Source organism: Halogranum gelatinilyticum (genome assembly GCF_900103715.1).
Lineage (GTDB): Archaea > Halobacteriota > Halobacteria > Halobacteriales > Haloferacaceae > Halogranum > Halogranum gelatinilyticum.
In genome coordinates, this window is record NZ_FNHL01000009.1 from 68,363 (window position 1) to 87,747 (window position 19,385).

The 19,385-nt window shown below is 65.4% G+C and carries 26 protein-coding genes; 14 read left to right on the top strand and 12 right to left on the bottom strand.

Features of this window, described 5'->3' with window-relative positions:
- Window positions 1-2 precede the first annotated feature (2 nt).
- The gene (locus BLR57_RS18515) at window positions 3-563 is read left to right on the top strand and encodes an NUDIX hydrolase (RefSeq protein ID WP_089700158.1); all 561 of its coding nucleotides are present in this window, start codon (window positions 3-5) and stop codon (window positions 561-563) included.
- 28 nt (window positions 564-591) lie between these two features.
- Window positions 592-786: a hypothetical protein gene (locus BLR57_RS18520; RefSeq protein ID WP_089700160.1), complete on the top strand. Its 195-nt coding sequence runs from the start codon at window positions 592-594 to the stop codon at window positions 784-786.
- 31 nt (window positions 787-817) lie between these two features.
- Here the strand turns inward: BLR57_RS18520 and BLR57_RS18525 are convergent, their stop codons facing one another.
- Window positions 818-1,888, bottom strand: a complete 1,071-nt coding sequence (locus BLR57_RS18525; protein WP_089700162.1) for a phytoene/squalene synthase family protein — start codon at window positions 1,886-1,888, stop codon at window positions 818-820.
- Between the two features lie 114 nt (window positions 1,889-2,002).
- Between BLR57_RS18525 and BLR57_RS18530 the strand changes: the two genes are divergently transcribed.
- On the top strand, window positions 2,003-3,145 hold the full coding sequence (locus BLR57_RS18530) for an acyl-CoA dehydrogenase (RefSeq protein ID WP_089700163.1): 1,143 nt from the start codon (window positions 2,003-2,005) through the stop codon (window positions 3,143-3,145).
- A 95-nt stretch (window positions 3,146-3,240) separates the two neighbouring features.
- Here the strand turns inward: BLR57_RS18530 and BLR57_RS18535 are convergent, their stop codons facing one another.
- The 3 genes from BLR57_RS18535 to BLR57_RS18545 all read right to left on the bottom strand — a co-directional run bounded on the left by BLR57_RS18535 (window position 3,241) and on the right by BLR57_RS18545 (window position 4,761).
- Window positions 3,241-4,158 (bottom strand): mechanosensitive ion channel family protein, encoded by a 918-nt coding sequence (locus tag BLR57_RS18535; RefSeq protein WP_089700165.1) that lies wholly within the window; start codon window positions 4,156-4,158, stop codon window positions 3,241-3,243.
- The gene (locus BLR57_RS18540; RefSeq protein ID WP_089700167.1) at window positions 4,155-4,406 is read right to left on the bottom strand and encodes a YhbY family RNA-binding protein; all 252 of its coding nucleotides are present in this window, start codon (window positions 4,404-4,406) and stop codon (window positions 4,155-4,157) included. The genes BLR57_RS18535 and BLR57_RS18540 overlap by 4 nt, the downstream gene beginning before the upstream one ends.
- 76 nt (window positions 4,407-4,482) lie before the next feature.
- Window positions 4,483-4,761: a ribonuclease P protein component 4 gene (locus BLR57_RS18545; RefSeq protein ID WP_089700168.1), complete on the bottom strand. Its 279-nt coding sequence runs from the start codon at window positions 4,759-4,761 to the stop codon at window positions 4,483-4,485.
- Window positions 4,762-5,051: 290 nt separating this feature from the next.
- On the opposite strand from BLR57_RS18545, the gene BLR57_RS18550 reads away from it, so the two are divergent.
- Window positions 5,052-6,110, top strand: coding sequence for a glycosyltransferase family 4 protein (locus BLR57_RS18550; RefSeq protein ID WP_089700170.1), 1,059 nt, complete (start codon window positions 5,052-5,054; stop codon window positions 6,108-6,110).
- A 54-nt stretch (window positions 6,111-6,164) separates the two neighbouring features.
- Window positions 6,165-7,268 (top strand): glycosyltransferase family 4 protein, encoded by a 1,104-nt coding sequence (locus tag BLR57_RS18555; protein ID WP_089700172.1) that lies wholly within the window; start codon window positions 6,165-6,167, stop codon window positions 7,266-7,268.
- 101 nt (window positions 7,269-7,369) lie between these two features.
- On the opposite strand, the gene BLR57_RS18560 is transcribed toward BLR57_RS18555, so the two are convergent.
- Both BLR57_RS18560 and BLR57_RS18565 read right to left on the bottom strand, forming a co-directional pair.
- The gene (locus BLR57_RS18560; protein WP_089700174.1) at window positions 7,370-7,807 is read right to left on the bottom strand and encodes a hypothetical protein; all 438 of its coding nucleotides are present in this window, start codon (window positions 7,805-7,807) and stop codon (window positions 7,370-7,372) included.
- Between the two features lie 120 nt (window positions 7,808-7,927).
- On the bottom strand, window positions 7,928-8,116 hold the full coding sequence (locus BLR57_RS18565) for a hypothetical protein (RefSeq protein WP_089700176.1): 189 nt from the start codon (window positions 8,114-8,116) through the stop codon (window positions 7,928-7,930).
- Between the two features lie 171 nt (window positions 8,117-8,287).
- Between BLR57_RS18565 and BLR57_RS18570 the strand changes: the two genes are divergently transcribed.
- A complete protein-coding gene (locus tag BLR57_RS18570) occupies window positions 8,288-9,061 on the top strand; it encodes a hypothetical protein (RefSeq protein WP_139173401.1) in 774 nt (257 codons plus the stop codon).
- A 10-nt stretch (window positions 9,062-9,071) separates the two neighbouring features.
- Window positions 9,072-9,647, top strand: coding sequence for a PH domain-containing protein (locus BLR57_RS18575; protein ID WP_089700180.1), 576 nt, complete (start codon window positions 9,072-9,074; stop codon window positions 9,645-9,647).
- 11 nt (window positions 9,648-9,658) lie between these two features.
- Here the strand turns inward: BLR57_RS18575 and BLR57_RS18580 are convergent, their stop codons facing one another.
- The 3 genes from BLR57_RS18580 to BLR57_RS18590 form a co-directional block, all read right to left on the bottom strand.
- Complete coding sequence (locus BLR57_RS18580; protein WP_089700182.1) at window positions 9,659-10,564, bottom strand: hypothetical protein; 906 nt, start codon at window positions 10,562-10,564, stop codon at window positions 9,659-9,661.
- 114 nt (window positions 10,565-10,678) lie between these two features.
- The gene (locus tag BLR57_RS18585) at window positions 10,679-12,028 is read right to left on the bottom strand and encodes an outer membrane protein assembly factor BamB family protein (RefSeq protein WP_089700185.1); all 1,350 of its coding nucleotides are present in this window, start codon (window positions 12,026-12,028) and stop codon (window positions 10,679-10,681) included.
- Window positions 12,029-12,147: 119 nt separating this feature from the next.
- Entirely contained in the window at window positions 12,148-12,897 is a 750-nt protein-coding gene (locus BLR57_RS18590) for a DUF2797 domain-containing protein (RefSeq protein ID WP_089700187.1), read from the bottom strand.
- Window positions 12,898-13,032: 135 nt separating this feature from the next.
- Between BLR57_RS18590 and BLR57_RS18595 the strand changes: the two genes are divergently transcribed.
- The gene (locus BLR57_RS18595; RefSeq protein WP_089700188.1) at window positions 13,033-13,362 is read left to right on the top strand and encodes a BsuPI-related putative proteinase inhibitor; all 330 of its coding nucleotides are present in this window, start codon (window positions 13,033-13,035) and stop codon (window positions 13,360-13,362) included.
- Here the strand turns inward: BLR57_RS18595 and BLR57_RS18600 are convergent, their stop codons facing one another.
- Window positions 13,363-14,295, bottom strand: a complete 933-nt coding sequence (locus tag BLR57_RS18600; RefSeq protein WP_089700189.1) for an NAD-dependent epimerase/dehydratase family protein — start codon at window positions 14,293-14,295, stop codon at window positions 13,363-13,365.
- A 124-nt stretch (window positions 14,296-14,419) separates the two neighbouring features.
- Between BLR57_RS18600 and BLR57_RS18605 the strand changes: the two genes are divergently transcribed.
- From BLR57_RS18605 to BLR57_RS19135, 3 genes are all read left to right on the top strand, one after another.
- Window positions 14,420-15,313, top strand: a complete 894-nt coding sequence (locus BLR57_RS18605; protein ID WP_089700191.1) for a DICT sensory domain-containing protein — start codon at window positions 14,420-14,422, stop codon at window positions 15,311-15,313.
- Window positions 15,314-15,337: 24 nt separating this feature from the next.
- A complete protein-coding gene (locus BLR57_RS18610; protein WP_089700193.1) occupies window positions 15,338-15,883 on the top strand; it encodes a tRNA (cytidine(56)-2'-O)-methyltransferase in 546 nt (181 codons plus the stop codon).
- A 225-nt stretch (window positions 15,884-16,108) separates the two neighbouring features.
- Window positions 16,109-16,405, top strand: a complete 297-nt coding sequence (locus BLR57_RS19135) for a hypothetical protein (protein ID WP_139173402.1) — start codon at window positions 16,109-16,111, stop codon at window positions 16,403-16,405.
- A gap of 83 nt (window positions 16,406-16,488) precedes the next feature.
- Here the strand turns inward: BLR57_RS19135 and BLR57_RS18615 are convergent, their stop codons facing one another.
- Window positions 16,489-16,773 carry a hypothetical protein gene (locus BLR57_RS18615; RefSeq protein ID WP_089700196.1) on the bottom strand — a complete coding sequence of 95 codons (285 nt, stop codon included), beginning with the start codon at window positions 16,771-16,773 and terminating at the stop codon, window positions 16,489-16,491.
- A gap of 86 nt (window positions 16,774-16,859) precedes the next feature.
- Entirely contained in the window at window positions 16,860-17,228 is a 369-nt protein-coding gene (locus BLR57_RS19580; RefSeq protein ID WP_089700198.1) for a hypothetical protein, read from the bottom strand.
- Window positions 17,229-17,350: 122 nt separating this feature from the next.
- Between BLR57_RS19580 and BLR57_RS18625 the strand changes: the two genes are divergently transcribed.
- From BLR57_RS18625 to BLR57_RS18635, 3 genes are read left to right on the top strand one after another with little or no spacing between them, the layout of a single operon-like run.
- Complete coding sequence (locus tag BLR57_RS18625; protein WP_089700200.1) at window positions 17,351-17,875, top strand: transcription factor; 525 nt, start codon at window positions 17,351-17,353, stop codon at window positions 17,873-17,875.
- Complete coding sequence (locus tag BLR57_RS18630; protein WP_089700202.1) at window positions 17,875-18,546, top strand: DUF2110 family protein; 672 nt, start codon at window positions 17,875-17,877, stop codon at window positions 18,544-18,546. The genes BLR57_RS18625 and BLR57_RS18630 overlap by 1 nt, the downstream gene beginning before the upstream one ends.
- Window positions 18,543-19,337 (top strand): DUF5803 family protein, encoded by a 795-nt coding sequence (locus tag BLR57_RS18635; protein ID WP_089700204.1) that lies wholly within the window; start codon window positions 18,543-18,545, stop codon window positions 19,335-19,337. Before BLR57_RS18630 ends, BLR57_RS18635 begins: the two co-directional genes overlap by 4 nt.
- Window positions 19,338-19,385 lie beyond the last annotated feature (48 nt).

Below are 19,385 nucleotides of genomic sequence, written 5' to 3' on the forward strand. Positions count from 1 at the left end.
GCATGACGAGCGTCGACGACCTCTGGTTTCTCGCGGACGAAGCGAGCCAGCGCGCCGAGCAGGCGTACCACGCCCTCGACAGCCGACACGCCGACTTCGTCGAGTACGAGCGAACCAGACGCGTCTCCCGCGGCCGCTTCCGGACGCTCGCCGAGCGCGTCAAGCACTGCGGCGCGCCGTTCGGTGCGCACACCATCGTCTACCGCGAGTCGGGGGAAGTCCTCCTCGTCCGCCACGACGGCGTCGACAAGTGGGTCCTCCCCGGCGGCGGCGTCGACGGCGGCGAGAGCTTCCGCGAGGCCGCCGAGCGCGAACTCGACGAGGAGGCTGGCGTCGACGCCGACTACGAGGGGCTTGCGATGGTGACGCGGGTCTTCGTCCGGTGCGGCGACTACCGGACGTGGGGCGTCCTCCCGGTCTTCGAGGCCTGCGCGCAGTCGGTCGAACCGAGCATCGACGACCCCGACGACGAGATCTCGGCCGCCGAGTGGTTCGCCGACCTTCCCTCCGATACGCGCGACCGCGACGACCTCGTCGCGTGGCGGCGCGCGCGGTCGCTGTAGCTAAGGGCCGCGGTCGCTTCTCGTCCGTATGGGACTCATTAGCGTCTCGTGTCCGGCCTGTGGCGCGTCGACGTATCTCTCTTTACCGACCGGTCGGCGGTTCGTGACGGCCGAACCCGGCGAGGGCGACGAGGGACGCGCAGGACTCGAAGAGATGACGGCGACCTGCGACGCCTGTGAGACGGCCTTTCCAGTGATTCACGGGCCCGAGCAGAACGAGTGACCGGCGGACGAGGAAAAGAGCGTTCGGGACGTTAGTCTGCTTGTGTCTGGACGCGGTGGTACGGCTGTTGCTGGATGGACTCGCGGAGGTCCGCGAGCGAGTGGCGGCTGCCCTCCGTCATCGTCGAGACGACGGCGAACACTTCCTGTCGGGAGACTTTGACGCCGCGCTCGGAGAGCGCGTCCTCGGGATGCGCGAGGAGTTCGCGGAGCGTCCCGACCGCGAGGAGGTAGGGGATGCCCCACGCTTCGAGCGTGTTGCCGTCGGTGGTCGGCACCGTCTCCAGATAGGTCTGAGCGTCGTCGAGGAACGACCGGGCGTGCGTGGCCGTGCGGGCGACGACGTTGGCGGCCCGCGGGTGGTGTTTGGGGTCGACGACCTCGTCCTGCGGGATGTCCTCTTCGGCCAGCCACTCGGCGGGGAGATAGACGTTGTTCTCGTCCTCGAAGTCGCTGTGGACGTCCTTCGCGATGTTGACGAGCTGGAGGAGCAGCCCGAACTCCTCGGCGGTGTCGTACAGTTTCTTGCGACGCTCGCCGTCGATGTCGCCGCGCGTGACGAGGTTGGTGATGAGATTGCCCACGGTTCCGGCGGCGTAGTAGCAGTACTCCTCGAGCTCCTCGCGCGACTGGATGCGGAGGCCGCCGGTGTCGGCGTAGCGCTCGACGAACATCGCCATTCCTTGAACCATCTCACGAGCAGGGGGTGTAATGGCTTCACGGGCGTCGAGTGGGAGTCGCTCGAACGTCTGGACGACACGGGGTGCGTTGACGACGACGTCCCAGTCGGCCGTTCGTTCCTCGGGGACGTAGGGCTCGACTTCCGCGACGAACTCGGTGACGTCGGTATCGTCGTCGGAGTCGAGAGCGGCGTCGTAGAGTCGGAGGATTCGAGCCTGCTCGGCGGGGGGGATGTTGTCGGCGTCCTCGACCGTGTCGGCGATGCGGCAGAGGAGATAGCCGAGGCAGATGTACGAGGACATCGGTTCGTCGAGGACGTCGACGGTCAGTGCGAAAGTGCGTGAGACACCCTGGACTGCCTCGTGGCACCACACGAGGTCAGCCTCTTCGCCGGGTGGCCTGTCAAGTACGTCTCCAGACATTCAATTATAGGGCCATTAGAATCGGGGGATAAAAAGTGTCGTGCCCATCGGGCCGCCGAAAGTCACGATGAACCATGTAGAAAACCTAAAGCGGTAAGGCTCGAAGCCTCCGGTATGGACTTCAGCCTCTCCACGGAACAGAAGCAGATCCGCGACATGGTCGCGGAGTTCGTCGACGAGGAGGTCAAACCCGTCGCGAGCGACATCGACAAGGAGGACGAGTTCCCCGCCGACCTCGTCGAAGAGATGGGCAAACTCGGCCTGATGGGGATGCCCTTCCCCGAGGAGTACGGCGGTGCGGGTCTCGACTACCACTCCTACGCCATCGGTCTCGAGGAGATTTCGCGCGGTTCTGGCGGACTCGGCACCATCGTCGCCGCCCACACCTCGCTGGCAGGAAATATGCTCTACGAGTTCGGCAACGAGGAGCAGAAGCAGGAGTATCTCACCCCGCTCAACGAGGGGACCGACATCGGCGCGTTCGCGCTCTCGGAGGCTGGCGCGGGCAGCGACGTCCCCGCGATGGTCACCACGGCCGAGAAGGACGGCGACGAGTACGTCGTCGACGGCGGCAAGCTCTGGATCTCGAACGGCTCGGTCGCCGACACGGTCACGCTCTTCGCGAAGACTGACGAGGACGCAGGCAACAAGGGAATCTCCTCGTTCATCGTCCGGCCCGAGGAGGACGACGGCTTCATCGTCGAGGGCACGGAGGACAAACTCGGCGACAAGGGCTGTCCGACGGCCGAACTCCGCTTCGACGGTATGCGCATCCCCGAGGACCGCCTGCTCGGCGAGGAGGGTGACGGCTTCGTCCACGCGCTGAAGACGCTCAACGGCGGCCGCATCACCATCGCGGCCCGCTCGGTCGGCATCGCCCGCGCCGCGCTGGAGGACTCCGTGCAGTACGCACAGGACCGCGAGCAGTTCGACCAGCCCATCGCGCGCTTCCAGGCCATCCAGCACAAGCTGGCCGACATGGACACGAAGGTCCAGTGCGCCAAACTGCTGATGCACCAGGCGGCGGACAAGAAGATCCGCGGCGAGAAGTTCATCAAGGAGGCCGCGCAGGCGAAGCTCTACGCCTCCGAAATCTCCCGTGAGGTCGCCAACGAGGGCATCCAGATCCACGGCGGCTACGGCTACACGAAGGACTTCCCGATGGAGCGCTACTACCGCGACGCGAAGCTCAACGAGATCTACGAGGGCACGTCCGAGATTCTGCGCAACACCATCGCCGCGCAGTTGCTGGACTGAAGCCGCGTCGACGACGCACCTTTTCTGAGCACTTGTCTACCAGCGACGTCACTGACGGACGAGCGTCGCCGAAAAGCGAGAACCGCGAGAGAGCGTTACTCGAACTGACCGTTGCCGCCGCCGAGCATGTCGACCTGCCCCGAGAGGTCCCGCTGCGGGAACGGGATCTCGATGTCCTCGGCGTCGAACCGCTCTTTGACGTTCTTGACGTACTCGGCGCGGGTCTTCACGAAGTCAGCGCGGCTGGGGTTCCGGATCCAGAAGCGCGACTGGAGACCGACGTAGGAGTCGGCGAGTTCGTTCAGCCGCACCGACGGCGCGGGGTCTTCGAGGATATCCGGATGCTTCTCGGCTTCCTCGACGATGATGTCCGTCGCCTTGTCGATGTTGTCGCCGTAGCCGATGCCGAAGACGAACTTCAGCCGCAGCGTGTCCTTGGCGACCGGGTTCTTGACGACGCCGTCCGTCAGCTGGGAGTTCGGGACCGTCAGCAGCTCGTTGTCGAACGTGCGGACGCGGGTGACGCGGAAGCTGATGTCCTCGACGACGCCGGAGTAGCCGTCCCACTCGATCCAGTCGCCGATGCGGAACGGCTTGTCGGTGAAGATGAAGACGCCCGCGACGAAGTTGGCGATGACGTCCTGCATCGCGAAACCGATGGCGAGTGTCGCCGCCGCGGCGACCGTCGCCAACGCGGTCAGGAAGTCGCCAAAGCCGGCGAAGCCGAACGCGACGGCGATGCCGACGAAGACGATGACGAGAAACGCCACCTTCCGCAGCGGCTTCTTGCCGTGTTCGTCGAGACCACGGGAGTCCAGGACGCGGTTGAGCAACGGAATCCCGATAGCGCGGCCGACGATGAAGACGACGAGGAACGCAACGAGGAACGCGAGACCGGGACCGACGACCTCGGCGATGCTCTCGCCGAGGTACGGGACCAGAAACTGCGTGATCGGGTCGTTTCCGGTCGGCTGCACCGGCGACGGCGTCGGCGACGTCTGCAGGAACGTCATCGCTTGAACAGCACCGCCGTGTTGCCGCGCGTCTCGACGATCTGGGCGTTGACCTCATCGGCCAGCTGGTCGGTGAGTTCCTCGACCGTCGTCCCGCCGCGGGCCGACCGGTGGAACTTGACCTTCACCAGTTTGCGCTCTTTGAGCTGGTCGAAGAGTTCGTCCGTCACTGCACTGATACCGCTCTTGCCGACCCACACCGTCACGTCGAGGTCGTGGGCCTGCTTTCGAAGCTCGTGTTCGTCCATAGTAGTCGCGTTTGGGAGTGCTGTGGTTTCAACCTTGAGAAAAGACTCGGTAGCCGTCGACGCCGCGGTTCGGCGGTCAGTCGCGGTACGGATACCGCTTCAACTCGCCGCAGTCGCAGGCGACGACGACGTGGCCGTCCTGGGTTCGGACGCGGGCGTTGACGCCGGGGCGGAGATAGACGTCACAGCGCGGACAGGTGAAGCGTTTGAACTCGCGGGGAAGCCCACAGCGGTTGCGCTCGGCGATGCGACGGGCGAGCCGGACGTACTCGCGCGACCGGTCGAACTCGCGGTCAGCTGCCGCCCGCTTGGCCAAGGCGTGCAGCCGGTGGATGCGCTCCTCTGCGAGGCTCATTCGGTGTCTGTGAGGCGGACGGGACGGGCCATAGTCGTTCCGAAGGCTGTCGGCCGTCGGTGGCGTTGGTGTCGTCGACATCGTCGCCGTTGTCTGTCTGTCAGCGTCGGCTTCTGTCGGCATCCATCCGGCCAGTCGGCTGTGTGAGGAGATTTTTGGACAGCTATCTGAATATCTATCCAGACATATCTCCGGTGATACAGGTGGCTGCGTGGTTGGAACACCCGCTGGCGTCCCACGACCGGCCTGTCCCGGTAGGCTAAAGCAACCGACCGGACAACGGCGACGCAATGCGCGTCCTGAACTATCTCGAACTGTCGTCGGTCCTCCGCGGGGGGATGGTGACGGCGACGAACCAGCAGCGCGCCGCGCTCGCCCACACGGACGTCGACGTGGTCACCTCGCCGTGGAAGGGCGAGCATCCGCTCGCGGCGGCCGAGTACGAACTGCGCGGCCGCGGCGGCTTCCGCGACTACGACGTCGCCCACTGCAACCTCGTCGGCCCGGGCAGTCTCACAGTCGCTCGGCACGCCAAGCGAAACGACATCCCGCTCGTCCTCCACAGCCACGTCACCGGCGAGGACTTCGCCGAGAGCTTCCGCGGGTCGAACTACATCGCGGGGCCGCTCAAGAAATATCTCAAGTGGTTCTACTCGCAGGCCGACCTCGTGCTCTGCCCGAGCGAGTACACGAAGGGCGTCCTCGACTCCTACCCCGTCGACGCGCCGGTCCGGCCCATCTCGAACGGCGTCGACAGCGAGTCGCTGCAGGGCTACGAGGGGTTCCGCGAGGAGACGCGCGAGGCGTACGACCTCGACGGAACTGTCGTCTTCGCCGTCGGCGAGGTCTTCGAGCGGAAGGGTCTCTCGACGTTCTGTGAGTTGGCAGAGGAAACTGAGTACGACTACGCCTGGTTCGGGACCTACGAGGAAGGTCCCCAAGCCTCGGCCATCGTCAAGAAGTGGACCGAGAATCCGCCGGAGAACGTCACCTTCACCGGCTGGATGGACGACAAGCGGATGGCGTTCGGCGCGGGCGACATCTACCTCTTCCCCGCGAAGGTCGAGAACCAGGGCATCGCCGTCCTCGAAGCGATGGCCTGCGGCAAGGCCGTCGTGCTCCGGGACATCCCCGTCTTCCGCGAGTTCTACACCGACGGCGAGGACTGTCTGATGTGTTCGACCCACGAGGAGTTCCGCGAGGCGGTCGACCGTCTCGCGAGCGACCCAGCTCTTCGAGAGCGACTCGGCGAGAACGCGAAGGAGACGGCCGCAGAGCACAGTCTGGCGCGTGTCGGCGAGAAGTTGCTCGCGGCCTACGAGGACGTCTCGTCCGGGCGACTCGACTGAGAGTGGACGAACAAGACACAAGCGATTAACCCCCGCTCGTCGAATCTCCGGTAAATGGATGCGGTGGCAGCCTTCACGGACACGTATCTGCCGACGGTCAACGGCGTCACCTACACGGTGAAGACCTGGCGCGACCAGTGGCACGCCCGCGGCGGTCGGATGGACGTGGTCTACCCCGGTTCGGACGACTACACGCCCGACGACGGCGAGTATCCCGTCCGGAGCCTCCCTTTCCCCTTCTACGAGGGCTTCCGTCTCGGGATGCCCCGCATCCCCGACGAGGTCGAAGACGTCGACGTCGTCCACGCCCACACCCCCTTCGCGCTCGGCCTGAGCGGCCTCCGACTCGCCCGCCGCGAGGACATCCCCTTCGTCGCCTCCTACCACACTCCGACCGGGGAGTACGCCTCATACATCACCTCCGTCGAGTCCGTCGAGGACCGAATCGAGGGCCTGAGCGAACGCTACGAGCAGTGGTTCTTCGACCACGCCGACACCGTCATCACCCCGAGCACGGTGACGAAGGACTATCTGCTGAACACGCTCGGCGTCGACACCGACGTCACGGTCATCTCCAACGGCGTCGACACCGAGCGGTTCCGCCCCGTCGACACCGACGCCTTCCGTGACAAGTACGACCTCGACGGCCCGCTCGTCGGCTACACCGGACGACACGGCTACGAGAAGTGTCTCGGCGACATCGTCGACGCCGTCGCCGAGGCCGACGTGGACGCGACGCTCGTCTTCGGTGGCGACGGGCCGGCGCGCGAGAGTCTCGAACGTCGTGCGGAGAACAGAGGAGTCGACGCCCGCTTCCTCGGCTTCCTGCCGCGCGAGGAACTCCCAGCGTTCTACTCCGTCCTCGACGCCTTCCTCTTCCCGAGTCCGGTCGAGACGCAGGGTATCGTCGCGCTGGAGGCCAACGCCTGCGGCACGCCCGTCGTCGGCGTCAACAGCGGCGCGCTCGCCGATACGGTCGAGGACGGCGTGACCGGCTACCACTTCGCGCCGGGCGACATCGACGGCTTCGCCGCGGCGACTCGCCGGACGCTCGCCGAACGCGAGACGCTCAGCGAGAACTGTCTGGCGAGTCGCGAGAAAATCAGCGTCGGCCACGCGGTCGACGAACTCGCGGCCGTCTACGAGCGCGTTCGGTAGCCCGCGCTGACTGGGTCGCTATCGGCGTCGCTGACGAGGTCGAGATAGCTGTCGCTGGCGACCGGAGAAAAACGGAGAACTGGGACTGCTTAGTGAACTGCTTAGTCGTCTTCGAGTGCCTGCGCGATGCGCTGCAGCTGACGGGTCACGTCGCGGACCTCGTCGCGGAGCTGGCGGATCTCGCGGACGACCTCCTCGTTGTCGTTGGACTCCTCACGGCCACGCGGGTCGCCGCCGGGACCGCCCATCCCACCGGGACCGCCCGGACCGCCACCCATGCCGCCCGCACCGGGACCGCCGCCGCCCATCATACCGCTCATCATCTGCGCGAAGGGGTTGCCGCCGCCCATGCCGCCGGGACCGCCGCCACCCATCATCTCCTCGGGGCTGGGGCGTTCGCCCTCACCCTCGCCCTCTTCTCGCTCCTTGGCCCGTCGCTCGCGAATCTCCTCGACACGCTCGCGGAACGACTTCTCCTCGTCGCTTCCGGATTCGGTCTCCGACTCGTTCACGTCCTCGGTAGGTTCGTCTTCGGGCATAGCCGAGCGTTCGCTATCCACTCGGAAAGGGTTGTTGCTTGGGGCTATCCGACTCCACTGGACCCGTTGGAGTTCGATAGCACACGCTGAAGCAGAACGCTACCGACCTGAGGAGGAGATTCACCCGGACGCACGGTCCGATTCGAACAGCCCTCGAAGCAAGAGAATCCCACCGACGACAGACAGGAGACCACCGACGAACAGGACCACCGGCTGTACCGGTATCCCCGCGACCGACCCCGGGATGGACCGGTTCACGGCGATCAACAGCGTACCACAGAGAACGGTTCCGAGGATTCGACTGTCCATGTGACAGCTAGATACCTTCTACCCATAATAAATTCCAGCCACGTTCTATTGTGCATCTATCTCTCCGGACTCACGCCCGTCTCCGGTCGGTTCGAGAGCGACGTCAGCCCTCCGTTATTCACTCGGACCAGAAGTTTCAAGCTAACAGATTAAGAGAACTGATACGTCCAAATGAGCCACACTATCGGGAACGCGATTCGAGGGCTCTACAATGCCGTGTTCAGGCCAGCCCGGCTGGTGACTGCGCACAGGCAGTATACGGAGGGGTCGTTGGACACACAGCTCCGACAGAGTCGGAAGCTGCTCACCGTCTACCTGGTGAACCTCGCGTTGTACGCCGGGCCGCTCACGCTCGCTGGCATCGGCATCGGAGCCACCGTCCCCGAGTGGCTGACTCCCGTCGTCGGAGCGGAACCCAGCACGGCGGTACTCCTGCTCGGCGGGTTCCTCGAGAACTCGCTGTATCTCTTCGGCGTGACCGTCGCGACGCTCTTCGGCATCCACTTCGCACTGTTGGTCACGCTTCAGTCCCGTGGATTCCTTCGGACGGCCTACAGTATCGTCTACAGCACGAGCGTCTACTTGGCAGCGATCTTCACCGTCGTCTGGTATCTCACGACGGCGGACGGCGTCGAAAACGCCAGGACGTTCGTCATCAACCTCCAGGTGGAGTTCATCTACCGCGTCATCGACCTGCTCGGAGCCGGCATCTCCTTCGGGGTCGCGCGGCCGGAGACGCTGGTCCCGGCCGGATTCAGCGAGGTCGGCGGATATGCCCTCGTCGCACTGGCCGTGCTGCTGCTCTACTACCTCTACTCGCTCTATCTGGGCACGCGGTTGAACCACGACGCCGGGCGGTTCGAGGGTGTCGTGGTGCTGCTCGTCGTCCTGTCGCTTCCCGTCCTCTACGTCGTTGGCTCGATAGCCATCACGATGATTCAATGAGATAACCACTATGAGTTCACAACCACAGATCGAAGACGACGCCGAGCCGACAGCCGAACAACAGCCGTCCGAGCAAGCGGAACAGCCGACCGAGGAACCCGACCGACAGTCCACGGAGACACTCGTCGAGACCAAGCCGACCGTTCGCCCGACGCTCGTCTGGATGGCGATCACCGTCGCCCTCGCGGCCGCCATCGGCGGCTACGTCGCCACCAACCAGTCGGCGTTCGGTGGCCCGGAGACGACGCGGGTGGTGTTGCAGGTCGTCGGCGTCGTCGCACTGCTGAGCCTGATTCGGCTGACCATCAAGCTGTTCGTCCTGACGCGGACCACCTACCGGATTACGAGCGACAGCATCACTCGCGAGTATACGCTGCTCCTCCGGACACGGCAACAACAGGTCCCGTCGGGGATGGTTCGGAGCAGCGAACTCCGTCAGAGTCGTGTGCAGAAGCTTCTCGGCTACGGCACCATGGAGATCAACCGAGGGCTGGGCGGAATCACGCTCGAAAACGTCCCGCAGCCAGCCGAGGTTCGGGACGCGCTGACGGCCATAACTGAGCAGCAGTCTCGGTCGGGCGTCTGAAAGCCGACGAATCAGGGAATCAGCAGGTCCCCGGACGACGGCGTCAGCGAGATGAAGTGAGTCCGTTCGAGTTGCAGCCCTTCTCCGACGAGTAGTTCCCAGCTATACTGCCCGGACTCGAGGTCCAGTTCGGTGAGGTCGACCTCGAAGACGTTCTCCGCGGCCGACTGTGTCCCCTCCTGTGTCGCCAGCGGGTCGAACCGACTCCCTCCGACGTACAGAGCCACGGTCCACGACTCGTTGGTCGAGGGCTGTCGCGTGACGTAGAGCGTCTCTCGGGTCTGTTCGGCACCCCAGTGGTACCGTATTCCGTAGATGGCACCGTCGGTGGTGCCGATGCGCGTCCCGCCCTCGACGAGTTCGATCACGTACTCCCCGAACGCTTGCGTCCGAAACAGGTCGGTGTCGCCCCGCCACTGGCCTTGCAGCATGACGTCCTGCTGTTCACCGACCGGCCGTACCTGGATGGCCGAGGGTGGCTCGCCCTCGGCTTCGGCGTCGATACTCCACGTCGCCACCGGGAACTGTTCGCTTCCGGCGTCAGGTTCGAACGTCGCCGCCTTGTCGAGTGTGACGTTCCGGACCCGGAGCGTGCGGCCCGCTCCGCCGCCGAACTGGACCCCGTCGTCGGGTATTGACGTGAAGTGGAGGTCTTGGGAGGTGTGGGTGCCGCCGCCGTCCGCAGGTCCCCAACTGCTCCCGGAGCCGCCGCCGTGTTCGAGCAGCTCGGGCGTCCGGTCGGCGGACCGCTCGACGACGACCGCGTCGTCGGCAGCGAAGCCGCCAGCGTAGTCCAGTGCCTCCGCCTCGGTCGCAAAGAAGTCGTTGGTCTCCCCGTCGGCCGCTGCCGTGTCCTCGCCACCGTCTGGCTCTTCAGACGCCGTCGGCGTGGCGTTCTCACCGTCGGTTCCAACCATTCGGAGACAGCCAGCGAGACTCACCGCAGGGATAGCACCAAGTAGACATCGACGCATCATACGGGCATCTGACAGTCGATGTATATGAACGTTTGTTGTCAGCCGCAGCCGTCGTTACGCCGTCCGAAGGGCCATCAGATGGTGTGCCCAGTCGTCCTCCGTCCGGTACATCGCGTAGATGTCGCCGTCGACGGCGGCGGGCGTCATCGGGACGGCGGGCGTCGGAACGAACCACTGCGGCTCACCGCTCGTCGCGTCGACAGCCAACAGACCGCCGTCGTCCGTCGAGGAGCCGACGAGCACCGTCTCACCGACCCGGACCGGTGACCCGCGCGACGTGCGGGAGCCTCGTCCGTCGTACCGCCAGAGTCCGGTGCCATCGGTCCCGAGACAGAACAGCCCATCCGGCGTGCTGAAGGTCACAGTGTCGTCCGCGACGATCGGGGATGCGTCGGTCCCGTTCATCGTCTCGTACGTCCACTGCGTGTCGCCGGTTTCGGGGTCGAGCGCGAACAGCGTCGGCGCGTCCGGGGTGTCGTTCGTCGTGGCGTAGACCGCGTCGGCCGTGGGGGTCGGTGCCCCGGCGACTTGCGCCTCGATGGCCCGCCACAGGACCGCTCCGGTGTCGGCGTCGAGTGCTTGGATACCGGCGGGGACGTCGTTGTCGCCACCGAAGTAGACGCGGCCGTCGCCGACGGCGCAGGACAGGACGCGCCGTCCGCTCAGGGGCGTCTGCCAGCGGGTCGTCTGCTCCCTCGTATCGAGTGCCCACGCGACCGCATTGTCGCCCTCGTTTTCGATCAGCGAGGTCCCGTAGAGCGTCCGGCCGTCGGCACGGAGCACACCCATGTTGCCTGCATCCGTCACCGGTTTCGCACGCCACTGTTCTCGGCCCGTCTCAGCGTCGAGCGCGAACACGTGTCCGCCGTCGCCGCTCACCTCGCCGGTGAAGTAGACCGTCCCGTCGACGACGAGCGGGTTCCGAACGTTGTAGGCCTCGGGGAGCAGTTCCTGGGTCGTCCACGCCAGCTCGCCCGTCGTCCGGTCGGACGCGCGGAGTCCGTCACCACCGTCGCCACCGGTAAACACGAACGAGTCCGAGAGGACGACCGCGTTCGACGCCCGGCCCAGGTTCTCCTGACGCCACGCGATGCAGGCCGAGGACGTGCCGACGCTTTCCTCGGGGACGTAGCCCGTGCCGGCAGCGTCGCTCTGGGGCTGGCCCCAGTCGTCCGTCGGCGCGCCCGACAGCGAGCGGTCGGCCGGACACGCGAGCTCGTCGAGTGTCGCCGCGGGCGTCTCGGTCGGTTCCTCCGTCGCGGTGGCCGTCGGTTCTCCTGCCGTCTCCGAAGGCGGCGACTCGGTCGCTGTCGACCCTTCGGTTCCGGCGTCGGTCTCCGAGAACTGGAGACAGCCCGCCGTGCCCACGGCCATCCCGGCAGCCAAGAACGCTCGTCGATGCATACGGGATTCCACCGAAGGGGCCGTAATATCGTTTCTGGACTGTCACGATGTCTGCCAGGAGTCCCCGGTCGTTGCTCTGTTCTGCGTCTCAGGAGCGACGCTTCGGTGAGAGCGACCGCCTACCCGAACGCGCCGAGACTCGACTGGACGTCCTTCTCCGTCCGTCCCGCTTCGACTTCGTAGCCGACGAGGTCGCGCATATCGACCGCGTAGGTGCTGCCCGCGTGGTCGAGGACGAGCAGCCGACCCTTCGTCCCGCGGACCGTCCCCGTCGCGATGGTCTCGGCCATCGGCTGGTCGGCGAGGTCGAAGCCGTAGTCGAACTCGAACGTCTCGATGGGGTCGAACTCGGCGACGAACTCGTTCCACAGGTCGGCGTCGACGGCGCGGTGTAGCCCCTCACGTTTCGTCGGGACGCGCACGCGGTCGGTCACGGTTTCGGCGATGCCGGCCTCGATCTCGCGGGCGACCCGGCCGTTGTCGACCGTCCGGATGTGGGCCGCGCGGTCGGCACCCTGCTCGCGCAGGCGGGTGTCGAGCCGCCAGTGCTTCGTCACGCCGACCTTGAACACGTTGGGCGCGAACGCCGCGAGGTAGACCGCGTGGTCGTCGTAGCAGTCCATCTCGTCTTTCAGGCAGGTGCCGGTACAGCGGGCACAGACCCACGTGTACTGGTGGTCCCGACAGTAGGGTGCTCGCGGAGCGTCGCAGGCGATGTGGGTCTCCTCGTGGACCGTCCCGGCGCAGTGACGCTCGCCGAGCGTGTAGGCGAGGTCGGTCCCGGCGTCGAGGGCGACGTAGTCGAGTCCGTCGCCGTCGCTGACGAGGAGTCCGGCGTCGTCGCCCGAATCGTAGCCGACGATTTGCACGACAGGGAGGTAGCAGTGGGGGAGTAAAGATGTGTCTCTCCGCCAGGCCGGGTCGACGGTGACTGTGTCACTGACACGGTGGCCGACGGAGACCCTCCCCGTGGTGTTTTATTCCTGCCAGTCGAGGAGAAACGTATGCTCGATGCGACGCTCGCCGCCGACACAGAGGGCGACACCGTTCGGTTCACACTGACGGTCGAAAACACCGGAACCGACGCCGAGACGCTCTCCTTTCGCGACAGCCAACGCGCGGAGTTCGTCGCCCGCAGTGGAGAGACGGAGGTCTGGCGGTGGAGCGAGGGGCAGCTGTTCGCGCAGATGCTCGGCTCGGAGACGGTCGAGCCGGGGGCGACCGTGACTTACGAGGCCGAGTGGGAGGTCGCGAGCGGGGGGACGTACACCGTCGTCGGCACGGTCGTCGCCGACGACTGCGACGTCAGCGCGGAAGCGACGGTCTCCGTCTGATTACTCCGTCAGTTCGTCGATGAGGTCGCGGGCGGCCTTCCGGACCGCGTCGTCCGAGGAGGTCGTCGGCTCCCAGCCGAGTGCCGAGAGCTTCTCGATGGAGAGTCGCATCTTCGGGACGTCGCCCTTCCAGCCGCGGTCGCCGCCGGTGTAGCTGTAGTCGGGATCGAGGCCCATCTCGTCGGCGACGATGTCGGCGATGGTCGTCACCGAGGTCGTCGTCCGCGTGCCGAGGTTGTAGGTGTTCATGTCCTTCGTCGCGTGCTCGACGACGTGACACATCGCGTCCACGCAGTCGGAGACGTGGAGGTAAGACTTCTCCTGGCGGCCGTTGCCGAGAATCTCCAGCTCCTCGGGGTCGTCGATGAGCTTCTGGATGAAGTCCGGGACGACGTTGCCGCGCTGGTGCGGGCCGACGATGTTGGCGAAGCGGAAGACCCACGCGGTGAACTCGTCCGAGTGGGCGTAGGTGGAGATGAGTCCCTCGTCGGCGAGTTTGCTCGCGCCGTAGACGCTGATGGGTTCGAGCGGCGCGTAGTCTTCGGGCGTCGGCATCGGAGCCTCGCCGTAGACGGTCGACGACGAGGTGAACGCGAGGTTCGTCACGCCGACCTCGGCCATCCGTTCGAGGAGGTTGTAGGTCATCTCGGTGTTCTCCTCGAACAGCTGGCGTGGGTTCGCGTAATTCGTGTCGGTGTAGGCCGCGAAGTGGAAGACGACGTCGACGTCTTCGGTGACGGCCGTGGCGACGTCGTCGGCGTCGGTCATGTCGCACTCGACGAACTCGACACCCTCGGGGACGCGGTCTCTGCTACCTTTCGAGAGGTCGTCGGCGACGACGACGTCGTTGTCGGCCGCGAGCCGTGCCGCGAGATGCGAGCCGACGAGGCCCGCACCGCCGGTGACGACGACGCGCTTGTCGGAGAGCTTCATGCCCGCGAGTGCGACAGCCGGAAGTAAGGCTATTCTGGTTCGGCGAACCCCCCGACGAACTTTCATATCACTTGCGCGCCTACTGTGAAGAACGGACAGGCGACCCGCTGTCCACCCGCCCACCATGACGCTTACAGAGTTTATCCGGGAGATGGAGGACCGTCGCAAGACGGTGACCGTCTTCGCCCGCAGACCGCAGTTCGGTCTCGGGAAGGTCTTCGGTCCCCGACACGTCGCCATCGAGCACGAGCGGCTTCCGCCCGACGACCCCGAGGAGTTCGTCACCGTCAGCCGCGGCGACGAATTCTTGGGCAGCATCGCGCTCAGTTCGCTGGTCTCGCTCGACGCACCGGCCATCCACGAACCGGGGAGCAGCGACATCGCCGAGGCGGACTTCCGGTATCTGCTCGAACTGCTCGACGATACCGTCTTCTCGTCGTTCGACCGCCGACAGATGCTCGCGACGTCCCGCGAGATCGAGGACCGAGCAGTCCGCGCGGGCAAGGGCACGCTCCACGCGGGGTTCCAGCGGCTCTCGGCGTTGCGTGACCAGACGGAGACGTACCGGGCCATCGGCCGGGTCGCCGGACTCGACGTCCACGTCTACGGCGAACCCGACTGGGACCCGCCGGTCCTCCCCGGTGTGACTGTCCACGGACTGCTCGACGACGAGGTCCGCGACACGTGGTTCGTCGCCTACGACGGCGGCGGCAACGACCTCAGCAAATGTGCACTGCTCGCCCAGGAGCACGCGCCGGGCGAGTTCTACGGCTTTTGGACCTACGACCCGACACTCGTCGACCGAATCGTCGACTACGTCGAGGGGTCGTTCACCCACGTGTCGGACGGACCGGACCGGTCGGACGCGGCGAACGCACCGGTCAACGGTGGCGGATGTGAAAGCGGCGGAGGCGGCGGAAGTGGCGGAGACGGAGGAAACGACGGTCGCGGCGGAGGTGACGGCCGTGGCGGGAGCGACGGAAGCGACGGAGGCGACGAGCGAAGCGAAACTCCCTAACTGGCGCGCCGTCTCGCTTCGGCCATGCAGGACGAACCCGAAGTCGCGGTGCTCCGCTACGGCCACCGGCCGGGCCGCGACGACCGGATGACGACCCACGTCGGGCTCACGGCGAGGGCACTCGGTGCCGACCGGGTGGTCTTCCCCGACAACGCCGGGCAGTCACAGGAGACCGTCGAGGACATCACGGGCCGCTTCGGCGGCCCGTTCGAGGTCGAACTGACCGACGCGCTGAACGCAACGATACGAAACTGGGAGGGCACGGTCGTCCATCTGACGATGTACGGCGAACGCGTCCAGGACGTCGAAGGCGAGATTCGGGAGGCACACCGCGAGGAGCCGCTGCTCGTCGTCGTCGGCGGCGAGAAGGTTCCCTTCGAGGTCTACGAGGGGGCGGACTGGAACGTCGGCGTCACGAACCAGCCGCACTCGGAGGTCGCCGGACTCGCGGTCTTCCTCGACCGGCTGTTCGACGGCCGTGAACTCGAACGGGAGTGGGAAGACGCGGACCGACAGGTGATTCCGATGGCGACGGGCAAGAAAGTCGTCGACCCCGACGAGGAATCGTAGGCAAAACTGCTGACTGCTCGATAGAATCACTTGCCATATCGGACATTCCATCATCCGCGATGGCACAAGACCCGTGTTCGGCCGATGTCTGAGTATGACTGTTATAGCTAATTAGCCCATACACACCGTGTTCTGAAAACACAACTATGACACTTCCTTCTGTAACGCCTTCAGTGGACATCTCACAGCCAAAAGTATATTACTTATGCCAGTGACTACTGGTGCGTGCCAGAATTCAGCGTGACGGGTGAGAGCGTAGAGGAACTGAACCAGTTTACCAGCGAACTCCACAAGGCAACCGAATTACAGGACGGCGAATTACAAGATCTGTTCGCTGATTTAATCAAAGTGCGCGACTGCCTGAAAGACAAGACCAGTTCTGGACGTGCAATCAGGAAGAATCGTATCGAGGATAGTGTGGAACTGGAACAAGCAGGTAGTGTTGGAGTACTATTGAAAACACTCAGTTCGGCTGGGGTCGCTACATCTACTGGACAGGGTGGCAATTGGAAGTACGAGTGAGAAAGAGCGACGACACTTCACGTAGCTGAGTGACAAGCTCCAATCGATTTTCACAGGGTACTGTTGGGTCTTCCAAGATTTACTCAGACGGCCACGTCCTCCAGTTTCTCCAACAACGTGAACTCGGGGGTGCCCTCCACACCGACCCACTGCATCCGTTCGTCGAGGTCCGCGGAGTCAGCCAACGCGCGGGCGTTGTCGAGCGTGTCCCACTCCAAGAGCGCGACGATTTCCGTTCGGTCGTCGGCGACGTGAAATAGCCCGCCGCCGAGACAGCCAGCGGCTTCGTGGGTCGCCGCGTGGTCGCCGAAGGCGGGTTTCCAGATGGTATAGTCTCTGAGTCGGTGTCGGATGAGGAGATACGGCATGGGTCTCTCCCCGAGAGAGGTATCTGTAGGGTATAGCGACTGTTGACGGTCCGCTAGAGTGACTGACTTCCAGGAGTGGTCGGGGCTTACTGCTCGGCGTCGACGGCCGATGTTGGACCCTCGGCGTCGCACTCCGTCACGTGCTCCTCGCGGCTGACGTCGCGGGCGACGACGTGCGGCACCGTCGCGTCGGTCCCGCGGTCGCCGACCGCGAAGCCCACGGCGACGGCGACGGCGGCGAACCCCCCGAGGACGACGTCGTCGGCGACGGCCACCTCGTAGGCGAGGACGCAGGCGATGACGACCCACTTGAGGAGCGTCCGCATCGCCTCCTGTCGGCGGCGGTCGGTCTCGGCCGCGGCGACGACGCGGTCACCGTCACCTGCGGGGACCGTGACGTATCGGAGACCGCCGCCGTCGGCGTACCGGAGCACGTCCACCAGTTCGTCGCTCATGTCAGCGATACGATGCCAGCGGGGATGAACCTTGTGTCGGTGTGTCACGGAACCGCCAGCGGTGGCGGTCTGAGACCCCGCATCCGGTGCTTTTAAACAGTTTTGCGGCTGAGTAACGGGTAATGGCTTTTGAGGACCTGCTGAACGACCCTGTCATCCAGAAGTACCTCCACGAGCTGGTTGGCCCCACGGGGATGCCGGTCGCCGCCGCGCCGCCGGACGGCGAAGTGACCGACGAAGAGCTGGCCGAGGAGTTGGGTCTCGAACTCAACGACGTCCGCCGGGCGCTCTTCATCCTGTACGAGAACGACCTCGCGACCTACCGCCGCGTCCGCGACGAGGACTCCGGCTGGCTCACCTATCTGTGGACCTTCGAGTACGAGAACATCCCGGAGAACCTCAAAGAGGAGATGGGACGGCTGCTCGAAGCGATCGAAGAGCGCGAGGAGTACGAGCGCACCCACGAGTTCTACCTCTGTGAGGTCTGTTCCATCCGCTTCGAGTTCGGTGAGGCGATGGACTTCGGCTTCGAATGTCCCGAATGTGGCTCGCCGCTCGAATCGATGGAGAACAACCACCTCGTCGACGCGATGACACGACGCGTCGACGAACTGCGCGACGAACTCAACGTGGACGCTACCAGCTAATGGTCGTACTCGCAACCAAATGTTACGTCAGCGGCGACGCACGCGACCGAGCGCTCAAGAGCCTCGGTTCGATGATTCAGAACGACATCGGTGACCTCGACGTCGAGTGGGACATCGGTGTCCGCGACGACGACTTCATCAGCGTCACCGTCACCGGCGACGACGCGGAGGTCGCCCGCAACCTCCTCCGCGAGGAGTGGGGGTCGGTCGTCCCGCAGCACCGCGAGGGCGAGACCTACGTCGGGACGCTCGACGCCTGGGACGACGAGGGCTTCTACCTCGACGTCGGCCACGGCAACCGCGTGTTCGTCGCCCGCGACGACCTCGGTCTCGGCCAGGGGTCGCCGACGCAGATCCGCGAACGGTTCGGCATCGTCCAGCACACCCCGCTGAAGTTCGTCGCGGGTGAGACACCCCGGCTCGCCGACGAGACGGTCGATATGCTCTACGACTGGACGCGCGGCGAGGGTCGCGTCAACGTCAACAGCGCGACCCGTGGCGAGGTCCGAGCGACGGTCAACCGCGCGGGTCACGCCCACGACATCGTCACGGTCGAACGGCTGGGGCTGCTCGAACAGAGCATCATGTGCCGGGAGGGAACCGACCCGCCGGGACTGCTCTCCAGCATCGGCGAATACGTGCCTGCGGAGCTTCGTTGCGTCATCACATGAACAAGCGACTGGTCCTCGGTACCGCCGCGCTCGCCGTCCTCCTCGTCACCTCCGGCTGTCTCGGGGCCATCATGGGTCCCCAAGACGTCTCGGACACCCAACTGAACGAAGAACCACCCGTCGACTACGCCTTCGACAGCGACCGCGACGTCCACATCACCGTGACGGAGAACGCCCAGTTCGCGGCCGTCTACGAGATGAACGGGTCGAGTATCGAGCTGTTCCGTCGCGACGGCTTCGGCGGCCGCAACTCCATCCCGGTCTCCGCGCTCCGCTACCAGTACGAGAACGGGACCGTCCTCAACGGGACGCAGCTGAAGGCCCGCGGCGGCAGCGTCCAGCAGACCCGCGAGGTCGTGACGGTGACGCTCCCGAGCGACGCGAACGCCGACGGGAAGCTGGCGTTCACCTCGTCGTCGTCGCCGAAGCGGTTCTCGCTGCCGACGTACGTCGAAGGCTCCTACGAGGTCGTCCTGCCGCCGGATCGGCGCGTCGACTTCTTCCTGTTCGGACAGGTGCGGCCGAGTGCCGACGAGCGGTTCGAGGACGACCAAGGCCGGACGCATCTCCAGTGGGAGAACGTCGACACCGAGTCGGTGCTCGTCCAGTTCTACCTCCAGCGTGACCTCTACATCTTCGGCGGCATCGCGGCCCTCCTCGTCCTCGTCGCCGGGGGCGGGCTGGCCTACTACAAACGCCAGATCGAGGCACTCCGCGAGCGTCGCCAGCAGATGGGGCTCTCCGTCGACGTCTCGGACGACGACGACGGCCCGCCGCCGGGAATGGGCTGACCGCCCGGCCGTCCGCAAACAGCGGTCTTTTCTCTCCGACGCACCTCG

Excerpts from the sequence above, each read along its gene's own strand:
- BLR57_RS18530 (WP_089700163.1), top strand. The coding sequence starts at position 2,003 with ATGGACTTCAGCCTCTCCACGGAACAGAAGCAGATCCGCGACATGGTC.
- BLR57_RS18630 (WP_089700202.1), top strand. The coding sequence starts at position 17,875 with ATGGTCGTACTCGCAACCAAATGTTACGTCAGCGGCGACGCACGCGAC.
- BLR57_RS18615 (WP_089700196.1), bottom strand. The coding sequence starts at position 16,773 with ATGCCGTATCTCCTCATCCGACACCGACTCAGAGACTATACCATCTGG.
- BLR57_RS19580 (WP_089700198.1), bottom strand. The coding sequence starts at position 17,228 with ATGAGCGACGAACTGGTGGACGTGCTCCGGTACGCCGACGGCGGCGGT.
- BLR57_RS18570 (WP_139173401.1), top strand. The coding sequence starts at position 8,288 with ATGAGCCACACTATCGGGAACGCGATTCGAGGGCTCTACAATGCCGTG.
- BLR57_RS18555 (WP_089700172.1), top strand. The coding sequence starts at position 6,165 with ATGGATGCGGTGGCAGCCTTCACGGACACGTATCTGCCGACGGTCAAC.
- BLR57_RS18580 (WP_089700182.1), bottom strand. The coding sequence starts at position 10,564 with ATGGTTGGAACCGACGGTGAGAACGCCACGCCGACGGCGTCTGAAGAG.
- BLR57_RS18595 (WP_089700188.1), top strand. The coding sequence starts at position 13,033 with ATGCTCGATGCGACGCTCGCCGCCGACACAGAGGGCGACACCGTTCGG.
- BLR57_RS18560 (WP_089700174.1), bottom strand. The coding sequence starts at position 7,807 with ATGCCCGAAGACGAACCTACCGAGGACGTGAACGAGTCGGAGACCGAA.
- BLR57_RS18520 (WP_089700160.1), top strand. The coding sequence starts at position 592 with ATGGGACTCATTAGCGTCTCGTGTCCGGCCTGTGGCGCGTCGACGTAT.
- BLR57_RS18550 (WP_089700170.1), top strand. The coding sequence starts at position 5,052 with ATGCGCGTCCTGAACTATCTCGAACTGTCGTCGGTCCTCCGCGGGGGG.
- BLR57_RS18515 (WP_089700158.1), top strand. The coding sequence starts at position 3 with ATGACGAGCGTCGACGACCTCTGGTTTCTCGCGGACGAAGCGAGCCAG.
- BLR57_RS18600 (WP_089700189.1), bottom strand. The coding sequence starts at position 14,295 with ATGAAGCTCTCCGACAAGCGCGTCGTCGTCACCGGCGGTGCGGGCCTC.
- BLR57_RS18635 (WP_089700204.1), top strand. The coding sequence starts at position 18,543 with ATGAACAAGCGACTGGTCCTCGGTACCGCCGCGCTCGCCGTCCTCCTC.
- BLR57_RS18540 (WP_089700167.1), bottom strand. The coding sequence starts at position 4,406 with ATGGACGAACACGAGCTTCGAAAGCAGGCCCACGACCTCGACGTGACG.
- BLR57_RS18575 (WP_089700180.1), top strand. The coding sequence starts at position 9,072 with ATGAGTTCACAACCACAGATCGAAGACGACGCCGAGCCGACAGCCGAA.
- BLR57_RS18565 (WP_089700176.1), bottom strand. The coding sequence starts at position 8,116 with ATGGACAGTCGAATCCTCGGAACCGTTCTCTGTGGTACGCTGTTGATC.
- BLR57_RS18535 (WP_089700165.1), bottom strand. The coding sequence starts at position 4,158 with ATGACGTTCCTGCAGACGTCGCCGACGCCGTCGCCGGTGCAGCCGACC.
- BLR57_RS18625 (WP_089700200.1), top strand. The coding sequence starts at position 17,351 with ATGGCTTTTGAGGACCTGCTGAACGACCCTGTCATCCAGAAGTACCTC.
- BLR57_RS18605 (WP_089700191.1), top strand. The coding sequence starts at position 14,420 with ATGACGCTTACAGAGTTTATCCGGGAGATGGAGGACCGTCGCAAGACG.
- BLR57_RS18525 (WP_089700162.1), bottom strand. The coding sequence starts at position 1,888 with ATGTCTGGAGACGTACTTGACAGGCCACCCGGCGAAGAGGCTGACCTC.
- BLR57_RS18545 (WP_089700168.1), bottom strand. The coding sequence starts at position 4,761 with ATGAGCCTCGCAGAGGAGCGCATCCACCGGCTGCACGCCTTGGCCAAG.
- BLR57_RS18610 (WP_089700193.1), top strand. The coding sequence starts at position 15,338 with ATGCAGGACGAACCCGAAGTCGCGGTGCTCCGCTACGGCCACCGGCCG.
- BLR57_RS18585 (WP_089700185.1), bottom strand. The coding sequence starts at position 12,028 with ATGCATCGACGAGCGTTCTTGGCTGCCGGGATGGCCGTGGGCACGGCG.